The organism is Streptococcus porcinus (genome assembly GCF_901542335.1).
Taxonomy (GTDB): domain Bacteria; phylum Bacillota; class Bacilli; order Lactobacillales; family Streptococcaceae; genus Streptococcus; species Streptococcus porcinus_A.
Genome location: NZ_LR594036.1, coordinates 1 through 21,326, shown reverse-complemented (window position 1 = coordinate 21,326; position 21,326 = coordinate 1). Strand labels below are relative to the sequence as shown.

Here is a 21,326-nt window from a genome sequence, read left to right as displayed (position 1 = left end):
CATTATTAGTGGTGGTACTATTCTATTACGTGAAGCTTAATTGTATTCGAACTAAAATCTTAGTGAAAAAGATAAATTTCCTTCTGTGCAAGCACACAGCGTCAATTTCCTATTTTCATACAGATTTCTTAACGTTCTCATGACTTAAATAAGACCTCTCAAAACTAAATAAGACATGACCAAACGTCTTCCATTTCCTTAGAAAGGAGGTGATCCAGCCGCACCTTCCGATACGGCTACCTTGTTACGACTTCACCCCAATCATCTATCCCACCTTAGGCGGCTGGCTCCTAAATGGTTACCTCACCGACTTCGGGTGTTACAAACTCTCGTGGTGTGACGGGCGGTGTGTACAAGGCCCGGGAACGTATTCACCGCGGCGTGCTGATCCGCGATTACTAGCGATTCCGACTTCATGTAGGCGAGTTGCAGCCTACAATCCGAACTGAGATTGGCTTTAAGAGATTAGCTTGCCGTCACCGGCTTGCGACTCGTTGTACCAACCATTGTAGCACGTGTGTAGCCCAGGTCATAAGGGGCATGATGATTTGACGTCATCCCCACCTTCCTCCGGTTTATTACCGGCAGTCTCGCTAGAGTGCCCAACTTAATGATGGCAACTAACAATAGGGGTTGCGCTCGTTGCGGGACTTAACCCAACATCTCACGACACGAGCTGACGACAACCATGCACCACCTGTCTCTCCTGCCCCGAAGGGAAATCCTATCTCTAGGACGGTCAGAAAGATGTCAAGACCTGGTAAGGTTCTTCGCGTTGCTTCGAATTAAACCACATGCTCCACCGCTTGTGCGGGCCCCCGTCAATTCCTTTGAGTTTCAACCTTGCGGTCGTACTCCCCAGGCGGAGTGCTTAATGCGTTAGCTCCGGCACTAAGCCCCGGAAAGGGCCTAACACCTAGCACTCATCGTTTACGGCGTGGACTACCAGGGTATCTAATCCTGTTTGCTCCCCACGCTTTCGAGCCTCAGCGTCAGTTACAGACCAGAGAGCCGCTTTCGCCACCGGTGTTCCTCCATATATCTACGCATTTCACCGCTACACATGGAATTCCACTCTCCCCTTCTGCACTCAAGTTTGACAGTTTCCAAAGCGAACTATGGTTAAGCCACAGCCTTTAACTTCAGACTTATCAAACCGCCTGCGCTCGCTTTACGCCCAATAAATCCGGACAACGCTCGGGACCTACGTATTACCGCGGCTGCTGGCACGTAGTTAGCCGTCCCTTTCTGGTTAGTTACCGTCACGTAATGGATTTTCCACTCCCATTACCGTTCTTCTCTAACAACAGAGCTTTACGATCCGAAAACCTTCTTCACTCACGCGGCGTTGCTCGGTCAGGGTTCCCCCCATTGCCGAAGATTCCCTACTGCTGCCTCCCGTAGGAGTCTGGGCCGTGTCTCAGTCCCAGTGTGGCCGATCACCCTCTCAGGTCGGCTATGTATCGTCGCCTTGGTGAGCCTTTACCTCACCAACTAGCTAATACAACGCAGGTCCATCTCATAGTGGAGCATTTGCCCCTTTTAAGTAGATGACATGTGTCTTCTACTTTCATGCGGTATTAGCTATCGTTTCCAATAGTTATCCCCCGCTATAAGGTAGGTTACCTACGCGTTACTCACCCGTTCGCAACTCATTAGACTGGTGCAAGCACCTGTCCTCTGCGTTCTACTTGCATGTATTAGGCACGCCGCCAGCGTTCGTCCTGAGCCAGGATCAAACTCTCATTTTAGTTTGAACTTACTCGTTCTTTTTCTGTCGCTGACAGATTTATTACTTTTTTGATTGACGGGTAATATGTCTTGCATATCACCCTCACGTTTGGTTTTTTCTTGTCTTATTCAGTTCTCAAAGGTCTTGAATCTCTTACGAGACAACTATTTTATTCTATCAGCTATCATCTTCTTTGTCAATATCTTTTTTCAATTTATTTGGCTTTGATGATGACTGGGTTGCTCTTTTAGCAACTCTATTAGTATACCCACCTTTTTACACTTTGTCAAGATAATTATTTCTAATTTGAAAAGTTTTTTTCTGTATTGTTACGAATACTACAAAATAGATTTAGCTAATGATTATGTGTGTGATGTACACTAATATCTTTGAATGTATACTAAATATAAGTTACCATGTCTTAAAAAAGAATTTTTAAAATGACTTCTTATTTTTAAATAAAGAAAAAAGATTGGAGAAAATTGCCTATTAGACATTTTCTTCAATCTACACTTAGTTTAATTTTTATTTTCCTCTGAGCGATGATACCCATAAACAAAATAGATTACTGTTCCAATTAATGTAGATATTCCAAATGCTATCCATGTTATAACCATATATTGTGACATAAATGAAGCACAAATAGTAATGGCAATGATAGGTAATAATGGAACTAGTGGCGTTGTAAATTCACCTGCTTTGGGTTTACCATTATTTTTTCGTAAAATAATGATAGAAAAAGACATAATGATGAGATAAGCAAGAGTACAAATATTAACAAATTCTGCTAAACTAGCGAGAGGGACTAATCCTGCACAAATCATTGATATAAGACCAACAGTAATCGTTGCATTTTGGGGAACGAAACTATTTTTTGACACTTTCTGTAATGATTTTGGTAAAAGCCCATCCCTACTTATTGTATAAACAATTCTTGCTAGTGCAAATGTCATCGATATACAGACCGTTATTAAAGTCATTACTGCAACGATAGAGATATAATTAGCTGCCCAATCCATCTTAACAAGTCTTAAGGCATAGGATACAGCATCAGGAACATTTAATTTCTTATAATAAACAATTCCTGTAAGGATAGTAGTCACAACTATATATAAAATTGTTACAATTAATAGTGATAAAGTTATTCCTCTAGGAATATTCTTTTGAGGCTCTTGTACTTCATCTACTGTCATAGAAATTGACTCAAATCCTAAAAAAGCAAAAAACATAACAGAGGCACCAGCAAAAATACCAGATTTTCCTCCGTAAAACTGACCCAATCCATAAGGAGCAAATGGTATCCAGTTATTTGCCTTAATAAAAAATAATCCAACAACTATAAATAATGCTAAGGCAGAAAATTTTAAAATAACAAGTATAGAATTAAATTTTAAAGCTGTTTTTGAGTTCATTAAAACAATAGCTGTAACTATTAACATAACCAAAACTGGTAAAATATCAATATAAGTCCCTTCTTTAGGGTTAAATGTTCCATTCAATGCTGTTGGAATATGCACACCAAAATTACTAAGTAACCCTTTAAGATAGCTTCCCCAACCTACTGCAACACTAGAGATAGCTGTCAAAAATTCCATAATAATGTACCAACCAACAATCCATGCTGGAAATTCACCTAAGGTAGCATAGACATAGCTATAAGCTCCACCATTAGCTGGAATCCGAGAAGAAAACTCTGCGTAAAATAATGCTAAGATAGCAACTGCTGCTGCTGATAGAATAATAGATATAGTGAGCGCTGGCCCTGCATATTTAGCAGCACCAATCCCTGTTATTGTAAATACTCCTGTACCTACCATAGAGCCAAGACCAAGAAATATGAGATCTTGAACTTTTAAATGTCGCCTCATTTCTGTTTTTTTGACACTGTTATTTTTTTTGCGAAATAGATTCATATTGACCTTTCTTCTCTAGTGAATATTCTTTAGTGTAACACAGTTATAAAAACCTGTAAATATTATAAAAAATCCAAAGATCTATTGTACTGACCCCCAAAAGTTAGACATTATATTTTAAGCAAAGGATTTAGTTCTGTATTGTACGGGACTAAGTCCTTTTAGTTTTACTTTGATCCGTTTATTGTTGTAATAATCAATATATTTTTTAATAGCTTTTTCTAAATCTCCCAGAGATTTATAGTAGCTCTCATAGCCATAGAACATTTCTGACTTTAATATGCCAAAGAAGGATTCCATTATCCCATTGTCAGGGCTGTTTCCTTTACGTGACATAGATGGACGGATACCTTTAGAGTTTAAAAAGTGATGATAATAGTTGTGCTGATACTGCCAGCCTTGATCACTATGTAAAATAGTTCCGTTATAGTATTTATCTGGAAATGTCTTTTCTAGCATCGTTTTAATTTGGTTTAAGTTAGGAGAACGTGAAATGGTATAGTTTATTATCTCGCTATTATAACCATCAAGAACTGGTGATAAATAGAGTTTTCCCTCAGGTAAAGCAAATTCAGTCACATCGGTGTAACACTTCTCAAAAGGTTTAGAGGCTTCAAAATGGCGTTGAATAAGGTTATCTGCTTTCTTTCCAACCTCACCCTTATAAGATGAATAGCGTCTTTTGCGACGTATTCTCGCTGTTAAACCTAGTTCTTTCATCAAGCGCTGAACTCTTTTGTGGTTGATGATAAAACCTCTGTTACGCAGTTCCAAAGTGATTCGACGATAGCCATAGTTACCTTTTGAATTTGGTTTTTAATGGACTTGTCTAAATCATCTTGTTCTAGTTGCTTAAGATGATAGTAATAGGTTGAACGAGCTAATTGAGCTGCTCTTAGAAGTAAACCTAATCTAAATCCTCCATCAACCATTTCTTTAATGATTTCTGTCGTTCTTTCTCGATAGCTTCGTCCCGTTCTTCTAACTCTTTTAACTTTTTTAGGAAGGCGTTCTCCGTTCTGAGATATTCGTTCTCTTCCTGAAGGCGCTCTAATTCAGTCATTTCTTCCCAAGTTTTCTTTGGTTTACGTCCCATTTTTGCTGGTCTCCCTTTTGTTGTCTCAACAATAGTATAACCATTTTTCTTGTATTGCGCTATCCAATTGGCAAGAGTTCCTGGATTTGGGAAGGCGTAATCTAGAGAAACTGACATTAAGGATTGCCCATCTTTCAAGACTTTATTAATCATTTCTTGCTTCATTTCAGGTGAATAAGCTTGGTACTTTTGCTTCTTAACGATCTCGACTCCATAACGATCCATCAGTCGAATGGTATATTTTAAGTTGCAGCGGGTTACTCCAAATTGAATCTCTAATTGAGTCCAGGAAACACCTGACTTCTTTAAACGATAAATTTCTAATTTATCTTCATAACTTAATTTCATACAAAAACACCCCAAATGTTAGATTTTTTGTCCAACTTTTGGGGTGCAGTACATATGATCTCTGGATTTTTTAATTATTGTTCGTCTTCTTCTACCATCTTATCCTTAATTTCTTCATATGACAATGCATGAACATCTTCATTCTCAGAATCTGGAATTTCTGGCATTTTACCTGTCTCAAAAATAGATTTAATTTGAGCAGCATCCAACGTTTCATATTTCAATAGAGCTTCAGCAATTAATTTATGAGTTTCTCTATTTTCATTGATAATATCAGCTGCCTTATTACGTGCTTGATTTAAGAGAGCTCTGACTTCATCATCAATCATTTGAGCAGTTTGTGCAGAATAAGATTTTTCTGGTGAAATCTGACCTGGCATCATGGCATGATTCCCCTCATACTGCACTGGACCAAGTTTTTCACTCATACCATATTCTGTAATCATAGCTCTAGCCATTTGAGTAGCTTGCTCGAAATCATTTGAAGCTCCTGTTGTTTGAGCATTAAAAATAATTTCCTCAGCAACACGTCCACCCATAAGACCAGCAAGTTGCTCTTTTAAGTCATCTTTTGATAGTAACATCTGATCTTCTTTAGGAAGAGCAATCATATAACCACCTGCACGACCACGTGGAACAATAGTGACTTTATGAACTACACGAGCATTTGATAAAATTAGACCAACGATTGTATGTCCCGCTTCGTGGTAAGCAACCATTTCCCGTTCTCTTTGAGATATTGTTCTATCTTTCTTAGAAGGTCCAGCAATAACACGATCTTCTGCTTCATCAATATCACTGGCATCGATTTTTTCTTTATTACGACGGGCTGCGACTAATGCTGCTTCATTCAAAACATTTTCTAAATCAGCTCCAACAAAACCAGGCGTTTGTTGAGCAACTACTTTCAGATTAACATCTTCTGCTAATGGCTTATTCTTAGCATGAACTCTCAATATAGCTTCACGACCTTTAACATCAGGACGACCAACTAGAACTTTACGATCAAAACGGCCTGGCCTTAACAAAGCTGGATCTAATACGTCACTGCGGTTTGTTGCTGCAATAACGATAATACTTTCATTTCCTTCAAAACCATCCATTTCAATTAAAAGTTGGTTTAAGGTTTGTTCACGTTCATCATTACCGCCACCCATTCCGGCACCACGGCGTCTACCAACAGCATCAATCTCGTCAATAAAAATAATAGCACGTTCAGCCTTTTTAGCATCTTCAAACAAAGAGCGAACACGGCTAGCACCAACACCAACGAACATTTCAACAAAGTCAGAACCTGAGATACTGAAGAAAGGTACTCCCGCTTCACCTGCTACTGCTTTTGCTAATAAAGTTTTACCCGTTCCAGGAGGGCCTTCAAGTAAAACTCCAGAAGGAATTCTAGCACCTAAAGCTTTATATTTTTTAGGATTCTTAAGAAAATCAACTACCTCTACGAGTTCTTGTTTTTCTTCCTCAGCTCCAGCAACGTCTGTAAAACGTACCTTTACATCATCTTTACTTTGAGATTTTGCTTTATTCTTACCAAAGCTCATGGCGCCTCTCGCACCACCACCGCCTTGATTCATCATCATCATCATGAAACCTGCGAAAATAATGATAGGTAAGAAGCTTACTAAAAATGATATCCAAGCACCACTTGAACTTTCTTGTTTTACTGAAACTGTAGTACCACTTTTATCAGCAGCTGCCATCATTTCTTTGACGACAGAATCACTAGGCAAAACTAAAGAAGTAAACTCTGAAACTTTTGTTGATGAACCTGTTCCAAAAAACGACAAACCTTGATCAATAGCATTTTTTTGTGGTTTCTCATATTTTCCTTTAACCTCTATGATACTTCCACTTGGCTGATAAGTAATCGACTTCACATCACCAGCTTTGATTTGTTTGATTAGCTTAGTATAACTAATCTGTTGGCTTTGTGTACTTGTTCCTCTCAAATAGTATTGGAAACCTGTAATAACAAGCACAATAACTATAATATAGACAAATGAATTTTTAACAAAGCCATTATTTTTATTATTTTTCATAAAGTAACAATTAACCTTTTCCTATTTTGAATAGATTTCTTCTTTTAAAACTCCTACATAGGGAAGATTACGGTAGTTTTCTTCGTAATCTAAACCAAAACCAACAATAAATTCGTTTGGTACATCATAACAAACATAGTCAGCTTCAATCTCAACCACTCGGCCTTCTGGCTTATCAAATAAGGTTGCAATTTTGACAGAATTAGCTTTTCGATATTTGAACATATCCCTTAAATATTTTAAGGTCCGACCAGTATCAATAATATCTTCAACAAAAAGAATATCACGACCTTCGATATTAGTGTCAACGTCTTTTAATATTTTGACTTCACCACTACTAGTTGTACCACCATGATAACTTGAAACGATCATAAAATCAATCTCGACATGGGTATCAATATGTTTCATCAATTCAGACATAAATGGAACAGAACCTTTTAAAACTCCAACCAATAAAGGATTTTTCCCATGGTAATCCTTTGTTAACTGTTGGCCAAGTTCTTTAGTCTTTAAAATGATATCTTCTTCTGAATAAAGAATTTTTTGAATATCTTGCTCAAGCATGGTGTCACCTTTTTCTTAATTTTTCAATATAGAGTCTAGCCTTCATTATATCACGTTCTGATGCTTTTCTCAAATATGTTTTACCAGCTATCATAACAAAGATAATTTCATTTTCTTGAACCCCAACAATAGCTTCTTTCCTCTCTTGTTGGGAAAATTTCTCATCAATAAAGAGTCGTCTAAGCTTTTTAGAAAATGTTCCAAAATTAATTTTATCGCCAGGCTGGCGCCTACGAAGCATTATGGGCGTTAAGTGATAGATTGGAATAGTGAATTCACTCGCTATATTAGTTTCTTTGGACCCGAAAGTAAACTTATAAGATTGGTAAGAAAGGTCTGAGTCATATTTTAACAGAAGCTCCATCTCCTTGTGCTCCGTCTCAAGCCTGATTTTTCGAATGTGAAATTGATTAGATGTAATAACAAGCTCGTAGTTATTTTTTAAGAAAAATTCTCCCTGTCCTTTTGCTCTTAAAATATGTAATACTTCTTTAACCTGCTTGCGAGATAAAAATAGGTCATCAAATTTTGCTAAATAATTTTGTAATAAGTAGAATTGAACAGAGTCTGTTTGTTCTAGAAATATTTTTCGATCTGTAACATCAATGTGATTTGTTAAGTCCGCTAGTGCTATAAAAAGAGTCTCAGATTCCTCAGCGAGAGCTAATATTGACTCACTTAACTTAGGATTCTCTCTTTCTAATTCTTTCAAATAAAAGTTGCGGACGCGATTTCGAAAATAATCAAGACCTAAATTACTACTGTCTTCAAAATGATAAGGATTAGGTAAATCATTTTTATGAAAGTGTAAAAATGGTCTAATCAATTGGCCACCGGCAAATGGCTGAACTTCTTTGATTCCAGCAAGATATCGGAGTAAGCTCCCTCTAATCAGACGCATAAAAACAGTTTCCACTTGATCATCTGCATGATGTGCTGTCACAAGGGCTGTGTAATCTCCTTGAACCATTATCCTTTTGAAAAATTGGTAGCGAAAATCACGCGCCCTCTGCTCTGAAAAATTACCTTTGAAATAGTCAATAAAAATTGGGATATCATGTTGTTCAGCCCATTTTTTTAAATAGTCTTCCTCTAATTCAGACTCTTTTCTTTGTTTGTGATTGACATGAGCAATAGCAATACTTATATCTAATTGACGTTTAAAGGTATGTAAAAAGTGCAGTAAATTCATTGAATCTACTCCACCTGAAACAGCTATTAAAACCTTTTTATGATTTTTAAAAAAAGCTTTTTGAAGACAATAAGTATAAATTTTTGAATATATCATTTTAAAATGGCATAGACATCATCTGCTATATCTGTAATATCGTCATAAGAGGATTTATCTGTAAAAATAGATAAAATAAAGGGTGAATTCCCGTAGACAATTGCAACATCGTGTTTATAGTCATAGGCGTCACCAATCTTATGAGCAACTGGTACCTGAATATTTTTTGAAATCCGTTTATTATCAAAATCAGTTTGAGAAAGATAGGAAATAATTTCTCCTTTTTGGTAATAGATAGACTCCATAATATTTGCAGCAGCGTGTGATGATATCATTCTACTTTCCATATTCCAGTCAATACCTGAAATAGCATTAATCTGTGAATAAAATTTGTGATCATATTTATTAGCAACATAATAGCCTAAAATATTTGTAGCTACATTATCAGAATGTTGAGCAATAGCTTTCAATAAAGTATCAACAGTATATTCTTTATTATCAGCTTCTTTATCAATATGCCCGCTACCGGATGGGCCATAGGCACCATCAAAATGATTAACTTGATTGACATACTTTAAAGGCTTGTCTAATTTTATTTGACCTGTATTTAATTGATTCTGCACATAATATAACGTTGCTAGTTTAGCAATACTTGCCGAATACATCATTTTATCAGCATTAATACCAGCACTGGCCTGGCTATCCAACTGCTTAACATAGATAGAATACTTATCTTTATTATATTTTTGACTTAAAACTTCTTGTACTTTAACCATACGGTTATCGGCTCTTGAGAGATCTTTCTCGGAAATCCATCCTTTATTGTCAATATAATAATAGTTTCCTTCTTGCGTTTGTGCCATCTGACTGGCATGAACATTAGTAAAAGCTGTTAAATCAGTCTTGATAGTGGAAATACCCTTCACAAAAGGTTGTTTATAGACAGTAAAGTTTCCTTGTAACCAAAAAGTAAGATTTACCTCTACCTGATTAATAGCCATATCATCATAAATATATCGACGATTTGCTTCAATATAGGTGCCATCTGATAATGCAAACACAGGTGTACCACTTCCATTTAGGAGCAAATCTGTAATTTGAAAATCATCATTAGGTTTCAAAACTTTTGCGAAAATATTTAAATTAGCATCTGAATAGGTATTTGTTTCATAATAAAGATTAGGATTTTGAGGAATATTGCTAAAATAAGTTGCCCTAGAGGCAATGCTTTGTGTCAGAGGATGAAGATGTGTATTAGAAAAATTAATTTCTTTTTCGGTACTAATAACAGGTACAGGAGACACAAAAAAGACCATTATCATTAATGCTAATAGTTTTTTCATGCTGTCTCCTTTCTTAATTATCTTTCATCGAATAGTTCTTCTTTTAAAGTTTGATTTTCTTTTTTGAGTTCTTCTAACTTTTCTTCTGAAAAAGATAGAAAAGTTTCTATTTTTTTGACAATATCTTCCATAATTTATTATTTTGGTAGCAATCCTGGGATTGGGTAAACAATTTCACCTTCTTGAGTTAAATAATATTTAGCACGAGCGTATTTCTTAACAAAATTTGTATCTTTAAGTTGGTTTGCTAACTGCTTTTTAGCTTGAGTACTAGCATCTAGTTCTTTGTATTCTTTTTTTAACTTAATAACTTGCTGATTTTGTTTTTGTAAAGATACATAGCTTTTAACCAAATTATAAGTTGGTAAGATAAAAAGAAACATCATAATAACTAGAATCCAGCCCATAAAACGGTTACGTTTTTTTAACTCTTCTTCTTCAAAGCGTTTTTTCTGATTTTCATCCTTGATGAATTTATTATTTAATTGGACGATGCTAGGCTTCTTCATTGCTTTCAATCCTTGTTTCTTTAATAATTTCATACATTTTTAGAGCATCTTCTTTTTTGGTACTATCCTTCATCTCTACTACTTTAACTGTTAGCAATTTATTGCCGAAACGAATTTCAATCTCATCATTTAATTTTAAATCAGTAGAGCTTTTAGCTAAAATACCATTAACTTTTATTCTACCCTTATCTGCAACCTCTTTTGCTACTGGTCTCCTTTTTATAATCCGAGAAACCTTTAAAAATTTATCTAATCTCATCTTTTACCTCACAATCCATTTTATTCTATCATTTTTCTTTTGCAAATGGTAGGTAAGTCCATAATTTCTTATCAAAAGCATTCAGATGCTTTGCTACGAAAATAAAAATCATTAAGCCGATTAAACTAGTAAGAATAATCTCTGTAAAATTTTCAGTTCGTGTTTTATTTGGCAATATATTCTGTACAATAAAAACCACAATGAGCATAGAGAGTATGCTAATGATAAATCTCCAATTTTTAAAACATTTTATTTCCATATTAGCATATCTGCTATATAAGATAAGAACAATAATTAAAGGTAAGATAGTTGATAAAGAGCTTCCAACAATACCATATAATCTTGTTAGTAGGGGTGTCATGATTACTTTCAATAATAGTCCTAAGCATAGGAATAAGAATGACAATTTTTGACGATTTTCAATAAAGAATTTTTGATGAAAAAATTGGATAAGACTTGATATAAAAATAATACTGATAAAAATTTCTAGACTTAACCAACCCTTATTATCCTCAAATAAAGTTCTATTCATAGCAGCTAAAATCATAGAAAAACCGAGATAAATAGTCATATTTAAGTAACAGATAAAGTCAAAAAAATACTGACTTTCACTTTGATAAATTTGCTGATTTTGATAGTAGTCCTTAGTCAGTTTTGGTAGAAAAGTTGTAAAGAAAGCAGTTGAGAAAATAAGGCCAAATTGAATAAGTGGTTGACCACGATCATAGATGCCTTTATTAACTTCAGCCATTACATGAGGATAACCAGCTCCTATCAAACTATTTTTAACAAATAAAGCATCAATAAATTGAAATAGCAGTAAATAGACAGTATAGAAGATGAAAATTAAGCTAGAAATACCTATAGAAGATTTTTCAGTATTACTCTTTTTTTGCTTAATGGCTAAAAAATGTAAAGCTTTAGGATCTTGATAAATAAAATAAATAAGGATAGAGAGGCTAGCAACTAAATTTCCGGTTGCTGCCATATTTGCCGTTCTATAAATTGACCAAGAAAATAGCTTATAAAATAAAGCTGCTAGAAGAATAATACTTACCCTGATGACCTGTTCCATTACCTGACTGACAGCTGTTGGAATCATATTCACTCTTGCTTGGGCTAAACCACGGTAAAAAGAATTAAAAGGGACAGTCAGTAAAACTAAAGCAGTTATGAGAATACTAAAAATTAACTTTTCACTTCCAATAATAATAGCTAACGGTCTGCAAAAGAGAATTAATAATAAAGCAAAAATAAGACTTATCAACATTTGAAATCTAAATAGAAATTGCAAATCGTCATGTTTGTTTTTTTGGAAGATACTTGCAACAACATTGGGAAGTGCTGTTAAACTTAAAGCGCTGATAATTGCAAGTAACGGATAAACTTGTTGATAGGCATAAAAGCCCCTATCTCCTACTATGTTTTGATAAGGAATACGATAAATAGCTGCCAATATTTTCGAAATAAGGCCGCTTAATGTTATTACTAAACTTGATTTACTAACTTGATTTTCGAGTTTTTCTGTCTTTAATTTCACCCAAGCATTCTCCAAATAACATCAATTCTTCTAAAATGTCATAATCTTTTTTATACTTAATATCAAAAATAATATCAATTTTCCCATTCGTTTCACTAATTCTTGCTTTTAGAGTTGTCTTTGCTAAAGCTTCAAAATAATCTTGAGTAAGATAATGAGTTAGAGATACTTTTTCAAATCGTACAATTACTTGATTTCCTTTTCGCTCTACTAACTCTGCAAAAGCTTTATCCATATAATATTTGAGTAAACCGATTTCTAAGAGATAGGCTACCTGATCAGGATATTCTCCAAAACGATCAATAATCTCCTCTTGTAAGAGCAGATAATCATCTTTACTTTCAATTTCTCGAATACGCTTATAAAGCTCAATTTTTTGTCGCTCATCCGTGATGTATTCCTGAGGAAGATATGCATCTATTTGTAAATTAATTTCAGCATTACCTTTACGTCTTAACTTAACTCTTCCTTGTTTATTAGCAATAGCTTCTTCTAATAATTGAGAGTACATTTCAAAACCAACAGAATCAATAAAGCCACTCTGTGAAGCTCCTAAAATGTTACCTGCTCCACGAATTGCTAAATCACGCATAGCAATTTTGAAACCTGATCCTAATTCTGTGAACCCTTTAATGGCTTCTAAACGTTTTTCTGATATTTCAGACAAAATTTTATCTGGACGATACATCAAATACGCATAAGCGATTCGATTGGAACGTCCTACACGCCCCCGTAGTTGATAAAGGGTAGACAATCCCATATGATCAGCATTTTCGACAAATAAGGTATTAACATTTGAAATATCAACTCCTGTCTCTATAATTGTAGTCGCTACTAGAACATCATAGTCACCATTTATAAAGTCAATCAGAGTATTTTCAAGTTGAATTTCACTCATTTGTCCATGAACAAAACCGATTGCCGCTTCTGGCACTAACTCTTGTAGCTGTGACACTTTTTTATCAATGGTGTCAACTTTATTGTATACATAAAAAACTTGACCTCCACGATCCATTTCTCGCAGGATAGCCTCTCTAACTAAGCTAGGATTTGTCTCTAAGACATAAGTTTGAACAGGATAACGATTCGTCGGAGGAGTTTCAATAACTGATAAGTCTCTGATACCAAGTATTGACATGTGGAGTGTTCTGGGAATCGGCGTTGCTGTTAGGGTTAAAACATCAACTTTACTCTTTAATTCTTTTAACTTTTCTTTGTGTTTAACACCAAAACGCTGTTCCTCATCAATAACAATTAGGCCTAAGTCAGAAAATTGAACATCTTTTGACAGGAGACGATGAGTACCTATAATAATATCAACTTGACCTTTAGCAAGTTTTTCTAGACTTGTATTTTGTTCTTTTTTACTTTGAAAACGGCTTAGAACATCAACTTCAACTGGATAATTTTCAAATCGCTCTCTAAAATTATCATAATGTTGCTGAGCTAAGACAGTTGTTGGAACTAAAATAGCAACTTGTTTATGATCTTTTACAGCTTTAAATGCTGCTCTCATAGCCACTTCTGTTTTACCAAATCCAACATCACCTACTAAAAGACGATCCATTGGGAGTTGACTTTCCATATCTTTTTTAATTTCTTGAATTGAGCGCAATTGATCTTCAGTTTCAACAAAAGGAAAATCATTATCAAATGATTCTTGCAATTCGTCATCAGGTGAAAATTGAAATCCTTTTAACTGACTTCTTTCAGCATATAACCTTAATAAATCATCGGCGATATCTTCCACTTGTTTGCTGACTTTTTGTTTTGTCTTTTGGAAACGACCGTCATTTAATTTATTTATCTTAGGCTCTTTACCGTCAGCAGAAACATATTTTGATAAACTTTCAATCTGTTCAACAGGAAGAGAAATCCTATCTGAATTTTGATATTGGATAGTTACATAATCACGATGAATACCTTGAAGTTTAATCGTTTCAATGCCTAAAAAACGACCTATTCCATGAACATTGTGAACAACATAATCACCCTTTACTAATTCATTGTAATTTTTTAATCGTTCAGCATTACTAATATTTGACTTCCGAACACGACGCTTAATTTTTTTATGATAAATTTCATGCTCAGTAATATAGGCAACTTTTTCATCTGCAAAATAAAATCCATTTGCTAATTGACCAATTATTATCTGAACTTGATGAGCTTGAATATTATTATGGTCTATCAAAGGAATATTGAAATGATAGTCTTCTAAATTTTTTAATAATCGTTCATAAGCATGTTCTGACTCAACTTGAATGAGGACTGTCGCATTTGACTTTTTATAGCGGTTAATTTCATCAATTAGTAATGGAAATTGATTAAAAAACTCTTGCATAGCATACTGAGTAAACTGATACAACTTGTCAAATTTAATATTTCCTAAACCTTTATGAAAATTAGAGAAAAAAGTTGCTGGCTTGTAAGTTCTAATATTCCTATAAGTATCTGCAAAGTAATGCAAAGAAGGGAGAGCTTTACCCTGATGTAAATCTTCTGTTAACAAATTAGCAACTTCTAAATCAAAGCTAGCATTTTTATCTAGTATTTTTTGGAAATCATCAAAAAATACTGGTACCCCTTTAGGGGTATAATCGAGCAATGTCCACTCTTTTTCATAAAAGAGAGAAAGAAATTTGCCGATATCTTTATGTCGATAACCATCTTTTGAGACTGCTAGGATGTCTTCTAAATAGGATTTTGATTCAGCGTTTACCAAATGAAGAGCTGATTCCAGATTACTAATTCCACGTGAAAAATCTGCTTTTTCTAAAATCATTTCACTAGCAGGGCTAATCATAATTTCTCTTAAATTTTCAATAGATTTTTGACTATCACTATCAAAATAACGAATTCCGTCTATTTCATCCCCAAAAAATTCAATTCGATATGGGTTAGCTTGCCTAACCTCATAAATATCTAAAATATCTCCGCGTCTACTAAATTCCCCAGGATTAATCACTTGACTAACTTTTTGGTAACCAATTTGAGTCAAATTTTTGACCAAATCATCAAAATTATAATCATTTCCAACACAAAATCGGAAACTGTATTTTTGAAAGATCCGAGGGTTAGGTAAAAGGATTTTTAAACCTACAATGGTAGTTAATAAAATTCCTTTAGCGTTATGATTTATTAGAAATTGCAGAGCTTCTATCCTTGACAATGACTTATCTAAAGAAGAAAAAATAAACTCAGCAGGAGCAACATCATCTGCAAAAAACTGATAAACTTCATCTTCTCCTATCAAAGCAGACAAGTCTGATGCTAATTTTTCTAGTTCATTTTGACTAGAAGTAATAATAATTAACTTACCATTCTGATAACGGTAATTGGCTGCAACCGCTAATGCTTTACTTGATCCAGATAAACCCATTATTAATTGTCTATCCAGATTTACCGAATTTGACATCCACTCTTGTAAGAGTTTATTTTGACTAAATAATTCTATAATATTCATAATTACCCATTGAATTTTTGCATAGTTAATTCAAAGTTATCTTCTTGTAAATAGAAATTTACAGCCGTGACAACTTTTTCTAGTGTTAATGCAATTCTTATTCCATCTTCTTTTTCAAATTTTCCTAATACGTGATTGATGACCGTCATTCCAGGGCGTGGTCGACCGATACCAATTTTGACACGATCAAATTCTTGACTGCCTATATTTGCAATAATAGACTTTATGCCATTGTGTCCACCAGCAGAACCTTTTTGGCGAAAACGAAGTTTACCTACTTCCATATCTAAATCATCATAAATGACAATTAAGTCTGAAATAGAGATATTATAATAAGTCAATAATGCTCTAACAGCAATACCACTATTGTTCATAAATGTTGTTGGTTTAATAAAATAAACTTTCTCTTGATTAACAAATGTACAACCAACAAGTGCTTTAAAATTCTTATTTTCTGAAAAAGTAACATCAAAATTTTTAGCAAGTTGATCTATAGCCATAAAACCAACATTATGTTTCGTATTGTCGTATTTAGAACCAGGATTTCCCAGCCCTACAATCATTTTTACCATTCTTCCTCTTTTCTATTAAATACCAAAAGGGTTGGAATTAACTTCCAACCTTCTTAGCTATTTTTTCTCTTTTTAAACGTTAAATCGAAACTCCATAATATCGCCATCTTGCACAATATACTCTTTACCTTCTTCACGAAGACGACCAGCTTCTTTAACAGCCTTTTCACTGCCATACTTAATTAAATCATCATAACTCATTGTTACTGCTCGGATAAATCCTCTTTCAAAATCAGAATGAATAATTCCAGCAGCTTGTGGTGCTTTAATTCCTCGTTTAAATGTCCAAGACCGTACCTCTTTTTCACCAGCAGTGAAATATGTTCCTAAACCAAGTAAATGGTAAGCTGCGCGTGTCAATTTATCAACACCTGACTCCGTTAGACCAATAGCTTCTAAAAATTCTGCTTTATCGTCATCGTCTAATTCTGAAATTCCTTCTTCTGCACGCGCGGAGATAACAACAACTTCAGCATTTTCTGTTTCTGCAAAAGCACGAATTTGTTTAACATAACCAATGTCATCTGGATCAGCAACACGATCTTCATCAACGTTAGCAACATATAAAACTGGCTTTGTTGTTAGTAAGAATAGTCCCTTTACTACTTTTTCTTCTTCATCTGTAAAATCAATAGTTCGAGCTGATTTACCATCTTCTAGGACTGGTTTAATTTTTTGAAGAACATTAAATTCAGCCACAGAATCTTTATCTTTTTGTGTCCGAGCCATTTTTTCAACACGTGCATAACGTTTATTGATTGAATCTAAGTCGGCAAGGATTAATTCCAAATTAATAGTGTCAATATCAGCCATTGGATCTACAAAGGCATCGTCACGACCTTGTTCGCGCATTACATTTTCATCGTCAAAAGCACGAACTACGTGAACAATAGCATCAACCTCACGAATATTAGCAAGAAATTTATTTCCTAAACCTTCACCTTTTGAAGCTCCTTTAACAATCCCTGCAATATCGGTAAATTCAAAAGTAGTTGGAACAGTTTTTTTAGGCGTAATTAATTCCGTTAATTTATTAAGACGTTCATCAGGTACTTCAACCATACCAACATTTGGATCAATTGTCGCAAAAGGATAATTAGCAGCTTCTGCACCTGCTTTAGTAATTGCATTAAAAAGGGTTGATTTACCTACGTTAGGCAAGCCAACAATACCAGCTGTTAAAGCCATAAGTTCTTTTTCTCCGTTCAAAATTTCAATCAATAATATTATAGCATAAACCAAAAGAAAAAAGCCTATCAGTGATAGACTAAAATAAATTTATAAGTGATTTGATAAAACTAATAATAATTGGCACAAAAAAGATTAGCCACCAATATTCTGATACAAGGTCAATAAAAATTGTGATCCCATCACGTTTTTCATATTTTCCTGTCTCTGGATTTATAACATACTCTCTACCTTCAAGAAGGTTAAGATTATCATCTTCTTCTGAATCATTTTCATTATTATGTGATGAAGCTAATTCTTTTCCTCTCACCAATTGATCAAGTGTAACATCAAAAATTTCTGCCAGTTTAACAAGATTTTCCAAATCAGGAGTGCTGTCCCCATTTTCCCATTTAGAAATCGCTTGTCGTGAAATGAAAAGTCGGTCAGCTAAAGCATCTTGAGAATAGTTTTTTTTAAGTCGATAGTTTTTTAATTGTTCTGCAAATTTATTCAAAATATAATACTACCTTTCTTTGTTTACATCTACTTTACACTATTCCATACCAAAAATACCAGCACTTTTTAAGAGCAACTATTAGTTGCTAACCTTTAAAAACAAGTTTTCTAAGGTTGCGAAATAATTTTCTTTAATTTTCTTTCAAAATTATGACGACTCATCATTACAATATGATCACAATTTTGACATTGAATTTTGATATCTGCCCCAATTCTTACGATTTTCCAAGAATTAGCTTTTTTTCCATTTTCTTTGACAATACATGCATGAGGCTTTTTCATCTCTACTACAGTTCCAAGCTGATACATGAGGACCTACTCCTTACCAAGTTTGTTTATCATATCAAAAGATAAGCCCTGAGAGCTTATCTTTTTGAATTAGTTAGTTCTTACTGGTGTAATTAATTGAATAAACCCTTCTTCATCATCAGAAGTTAAAGTGAAAGGTCTAACTGGTGATACAAAACGGATTCTTACAGTTTCATTTTTAAAAGCTTTCAATGCTTCAATTAAGTATGTAGGGTTAAAAGAAATTGTCAAGTCACTTCCAGTTTTTTCTACTGTTTCCAATTCTTCATTTACTTTTCCTACTTCAGGAGAATTAACATGAGCAGTAACTGAAGACTCAGTGATTTCAAGTTTAACAGTTCCATTTTGAGTCGCATTAGAAATCAGGTAAGCACGTTCCATAGCATGTCTTAAGGCTTGGGTATTGAAAACGGCTTCAGTTTCAAATTGATTCATCAGTAAACGATCAGTATCAGGATAATTTCCTTCTAAAAGTCTAGTATAAAAAGAAATGTAATCACTTCTAAATAAGATTTGACTTGGAGAGAAAAAGATTTCCACTGTTTCAATATCATCTGTAAAAACAGAAGTAAACTCTCTTAAAGATTTACTTGGAATAACAACATCAAAGTCAGTTGCTGATTTTTCTAAAGTTAAAAGCCGCTGGCTCATACGGTGTGAATCTGTAGCTACCGCTTTAAATTCTTTATGATTCTTCAACATTAAATGCACACCTGTTAGAATTGGACGACTTTCTTGCGTACTAGCAGCAAATGCCGTTTCAGAAATAATGGATTTTAATAATTTTGTTTCTAAAATAAGTGGATTATCAGTTGAAACTTCTTGTAAACGAGGATATTGCTCAACATCTTTACCTTTCAAGGTGATTTCTGATTTTCCACTCGTCAGAACAACTTGATGATGTTCAATTTCTTTAAAATCTAAAGTAAGATCAGGAAGACTTGAAATAATATTGATAAAAAAGCTTGCTTCCAATAAGATTGCACCTGGCGAAGAAATTAAGAGACCTGCATTTTCATTTGAAACAGGAATAATATTTTCAATTGAGATTTGCCCATTAGAACCTGTTAAAGTAATATCGGATTGACTAACTTCAATTTTTATAGTTGAAAGAACTGGAATAGCATTTTTACTGCTAATAGCTCTTTTGGTCGCATTTAAAGCTTGGATAAAAAGGGAACGATTTATAGAGAATTGAATCATGAGGACTCCTTTATTTTATAAGTATAATATTTAGTAGTAGTAGTAGGTCTTGTGTATATAGTGGAAAATTAGTATTAATGCAGTAGGGATAAGCTTTAAGCTTTGTTCACAACTTGTGGATAAGATTGATTTAAAATAGTACTTTATCCACAGCTTATTTAATCTTATTTTTGATAGTTTCGATTTCAATACGAAGACTTTCATCTTCGACAATCATATTTTTAATTTTATTGTAAGCATGAAGAACAGTTGAGTGGTCACGACCGCCAAATTCTTTACCAATTTTTGGCAAGGAGTTATCAGTCATCTCACGAGCTAGAAACATGGCTACTTGACGAGCTAAAACAATATCTTGTGTTCGTTTTGTTGCCTTTATTTCTTTTACTGTCACGCCATAGAATTTTCCAACTTGCATTTGAATTTCTTCAATCGGTATAATTGTCATTTTTGGGGTGTCTTGCTTTCGAGCACGAATGGCTTCTGCAGCAATATCCACAGTGATTTTATCAATCTGTTTGAAGTTAGCAACAAGGCTGATATCTTTTAAAGCACCCTCTAAATCTCTCACATTTGAATCAAATTGTCCTGCTAAGTACTCAATAGTATCTTGAGGGAAAGTAAAACTATATTCTTGTATTTTATTAGTTAAAATAGCAACTCGCGTTTCAAAATCAGGAGGTGTGATATTTACAGTCAATCCCCATTTAAATCGTGTAACAAGTCTTTGTTCTAAATCATTCAAATGGTCAGGTGTTCGATCACTCGTTAAAACAATCTGTTTATTATTATTATGAAGAGCATTGAAAGTGTTAAAAAATTCTTCCTGAGTACCTAACAATGTTTTCTTAGCGAGTGATTGAATATCGTCAATTAAGAGCAAATCGAGATTTCGGAATTTTTCTTTCAGTTCGTCCATAGTATCAAGACGGATATGGATGACAAATTCATTAATAAAGTTTTCAGCAGTAATATACTTAACGCGCGCATTAGGATTATCCAATAAAACTGAATTTCCAATGGCATTTAATAAGTGTGTTTTTCCAAGGCCAGGCCCACCCCAAATAAATAAAGGATTGTAGGTAGTCCCTGGTGTATTGGCCACTGCTATAGAGGCTGCTACAGCCCAGCGATTCTCATCTCCTTGAATAAAATTTTCGAAGGAATACTTTGGGTTTAAATCAGATTTCACAAGTGGTAAAGGATTGATATTTTGGGGAGAAAAGGTTTGTGAAGCGTCTTGTGCCCCAGATATTATTTCTAAGTCATCTTCAAATTGATAATCAACAGCAATTTGAGCATTAAAAATTTCGAAGCCGGCTGTCAGAATGACATCTTTTAAGTTTTTTTCCCAAAATAGCTCTTTCATAGGGTCTAAATAAATGGTTGCCACATTATCTGCAACTTTTATCAACCTAGCATCAAATACAAAAAATTCATAAGTTGTCTGTTTTAATTGACTTTGTGCCAGTTCTAAGACCCTATTCCAAAAAATAGTTTCGTTTTCAGTCAT

Annotated in this window: 16 protein-coding genes, 1 rRNA gene and 1 pseudogene; all 18 read right to left on the bottom strand. The window is 34.2% G+C overall.

Annotation, left to right across the window (positions count from 1 at the left end; genetic code table 11):
* Positions 1-202 precede the first annotated feature (202 nt).
* Positions 203-1,751: ribosomal RNA gene (locus tag FGK96_RS00085) — 16S ribosomal RNA — on the bottom strand.
* 499 nt (positions 1,752-2,250) lie between these two features.
* Positions 2,251-3,645, bottom strand: a complete 1,395-nt coding sequence (locus tag FGK96_RS00080; protein ID WP_138080358.1) for an APC family permease — start codon at positions 3,643-3,645, stop codon at positions 2,251-2,253.
* Between the two features lie 117 nt (positions 3,646-3,762).
* Positions 3,763-5,089 (bottom strand): annotated as a pseudogene (locus FGK96_RS00075) (IS3 family transposase).
* 74 nt (positions 5,090-5,163) lie between these two features.
* Entirely contained in the window at positions 5,164-7,140 is a 1,977-nt protein-coding gene (gene ftsH, locus FGK96_RS00070; protein ID WP_138080356.1) for an ATP-dependent zinc metalloprotease FtsH, read from the bottom strand.
* Between the two features lie 21 nt (positions 7,141-7,161).
* Positions 7,162-7,704 carry a hypoxanthine phosphoribosyltransferase gene (gene hpt / locus FGK96_RS00065; RefSeq protein WP_138080354.1) on the bottom strand — a complete coding sequence of 181 codons (543 nt, stop codon included), beginning with the start codon at positions 7,702-7,704 and terminating at the stop codon, positions 7,162-7,164.
* 4 nt (positions 7,705-7,708) lie between these two features.
* Positions 7,709-8,992, bottom strand: a complete 1,284-nt coding sequence (gene tilS, locus FGK96_RS00060) for a tRNA lysidine(34) synthetase TilS (protein ID WP_138080351.1) — start codon at positions 8,990-8,992, stop codon at positions 7,709-7,711.
* Positions 8,989-10,275, bottom strand: a complete 1,287-nt coding sequence (locus FGK96_RS00055) for a serine hydrolase (protein ID WP_138080349.1) — start codon at positions 10,273-10,275, stop codon at positions 8,989-8,991. The genes tilS and FGK96_RS00055 overlap by 4 nt, the downstream gene beginning before the upstream one ends.
* 17 nt (positions 10,276-10,292) lie before the next feature.
* The gene (locus FGK96_RS10630; RefSeq protein ID WP_003083768.1) at positions 10,293-10,406 is read right to left on the bottom strand and encodes an SP_0009 family protein; all 114 of its coding nucleotides are present in this window, start codon (positions 10,404-10,406) and stop codon (positions 10,293-10,295) included.
* A 6-nt stretch (positions 10,407-10,412) separates the two neighbouring features.
* A complete protein-coding gene (locus FGK96_RS00050) occupies positions 10,413-10,784 on the bottom strand; it encodes an FtsB family cell division protein (protein ID WP_138083465.1) in 372 nt (123 codons plus the stop codon).
* Entirely contained in the window at positions 10,771-11,043 is a 273-nt protein-coding gene (locus FGK96_RS00045; protein ID WP_003084284.1) for an RNA-binding S4 domain-containing protein, read from the bottom strand. Before FGK96_RS00045 ends, FGK96_RS00050 begins: the two co-directional genes overlap by 14 nt.
* A gap of 28 nt (positions 11,044-11,071) precedes the next feature.
* Positions 11,072-12,583 carry an oligosaccharide flippase family protein gene (locus FGK96_RS00040; protein WP_138080347.1) on the bottom strand — a complete coding sequence of 504 codons (1,512 nt, stop codon included), beginning with the start codon at positions 12,581-12,583 and terminating at the stop codon, positions 11,072-11,074.
* Positions 12,546-16,046 (bottom strand): transcription-repair coupling factor, encoded by a 3,501-nt coding sequence (gene mfd / locus FGK96_RS00035; protein ID WP_138080345.1) that lies wholly within the window; start codon positions 16,044-16,046, stop codon positions 12,546-12,548. The genes FGK96_RS00040 and mfd overlap by 38 nt, the downstream gene beginning before the upstream one ends.
* Positions 16,047-16,048: 2 nt before the next feature.
* Positions 16,049-16,618: an aminoacyl-tRNA hydrolase gene (pth, locus tag FGK96_RS00030; protein ID WP_138080342.1), complete on the bottom strand. Its 570-nt coding sequence runs from the start codon at positions 16,616-16,618 to the stop codon at positions 16,049-16,051.
* A 72-nt stretch (positions 16,619-16,690) separates the two neighbouring features.
* Positions 16,691-17,806, bottom strand: coding sequence for a redox-regulated ATPase YchF (ychF, locus tag FGK96_RS00025; protein ID WP_138080340.1), 1,116 nt, complete (start codon positions 17,804-17,806; stop codon positions 16,691-16,693).
* 79 nt (positions 17,807-17,885) lie between these two features.
* Positions 17,886-18,302 carry a helix-turn-helix domain-containing protein gene (locus FGK96_RS00020; protein WP_003082570.1) on the bottom strand — a complete coding sequence of 139 codons (417 nt, stop codon included), beginning with the start codon at positions 18,300-18,302 and terminating at the stop codon, positions 17,886-17,888.
* Positions 18,303-18,412: 110 nt separating this feature from the next.
* Complete coding sequence (locus FGK96_RS00015) at positions 18,413-18,613, bottom strand: DUF951 domain-containing protein (RefSeq protein ID WP_003085187.1); 201 nt, start codon at positions 18,611-18,613, stop codon at positions 18,413-18,415.
* 69 nt (positions 18,614-18,682) lie between these two features.
* Positions 18,683-19,816: a DNA polymerase III subunit beta gene (gene dnaN, locus FGK96_RS00010; protein WP_138080338.1), complete on the bottom strand. Its 1,134-nt coding sequence runs from the start codon at positions 19,814-19,816 to the stop codon at positions 18,683-18,685.
* 154 nt (positions 19,817-19,970) lie between these two features.
* Positions 19,971-21,326: chromosomal replication initiator protein DnaA (gene dnaA / locus FGK96_RS00005; RefSeq protein ID WP_138080336.1), on the bottom strand; the 1,356-nt coding region annotated here is incomplete at its 5' end.

Coding starts and splice junctions, on each gene's coding strand:
- FGK96_RS00080 (WP_138080358.1), bottom strand. CDS start 3,645: ATGAATCTATTTCGCAAAAAAAATAACAGTGTCAAAAAAACAGAAATG.
- ftsH (WP_138080356.1), bottom strand. CDS start 7,140: ATGAAAAATAATAAAAATAATGGCTTTGTTAAAAATTCATTTGTCTAT.
- hpt (WP_138080354.1), bottom strand. CDS start 7,704: ATGCTTGAGCAAGATATTCAAAAAATTCTTTATTCAGAAGAAGATATC.
- tilS (WP_138080351.1), bottom strand. CDS start 8,992: ATGATATATTCAAAAATTTATACTTATTGTCTTCAAAAAGCTTTTTTT.
- FGK96_RS00055 (WP_138080349.1), bottom strand. CDS start 10,275: ATGAAAAAACTATTAGCATTAATGATAATGGTCTTTTTTGTGTCTCCT.
- FGK96_RS10630 (WP_003083768.1), bottom strand. CDS start 10,406: ATGGAAGATATTGTCAAAAAAATAGAAACTTTTCTATCTTTTTCAGAA.
- FGK96_RS00050 (WP_138083465.1), bottom strand. CDS start 10,784: ATGAAGAAGCCTAGCATCGTCCAATTAAATAATAAATTCATCAAGGAT.
- FGK96_RS00045 (WP_003084284.1), bottom strand. CDS start 11,043: ATGAGATTAGATAAATTTTTAAAGGTTTCTCGGATTATAAAAAGGAGA.
- mfd (WP_138080345.1), bottom strand. CDS start 16,046: ATGAATATTATAGAATTATTTAGTCAAAATAAACTCTTACAAGAGTGG.
- pth (WP_138080342.1), bottom strand. CDS start 16,618: ATGGTAAAAATGATTGTAGGGCTGGGAAATCCTGGTTCTAAATACGAC.
- ychF (WP_138080340.1), bottom strand. CDS start 17,806: ATGGCTTTAACAGCTGGTATTGTTGGCTTGCCTAACGTAGGTAAATCA.
- FGK96_RS00015 (WP_003085187.1), bottom strand. CDS start 18,613: ATGTATCAGCTTGGAACTGTAGTAGAGATGAAAAAGCCTCATGCATGT.
- dnaN (WP_138080338.1), bottom strand. CDS start 19,816: ATGATTCAATTCTCTATAAATCGTTCCCTTTTTATCCAAGCTTTAAAT.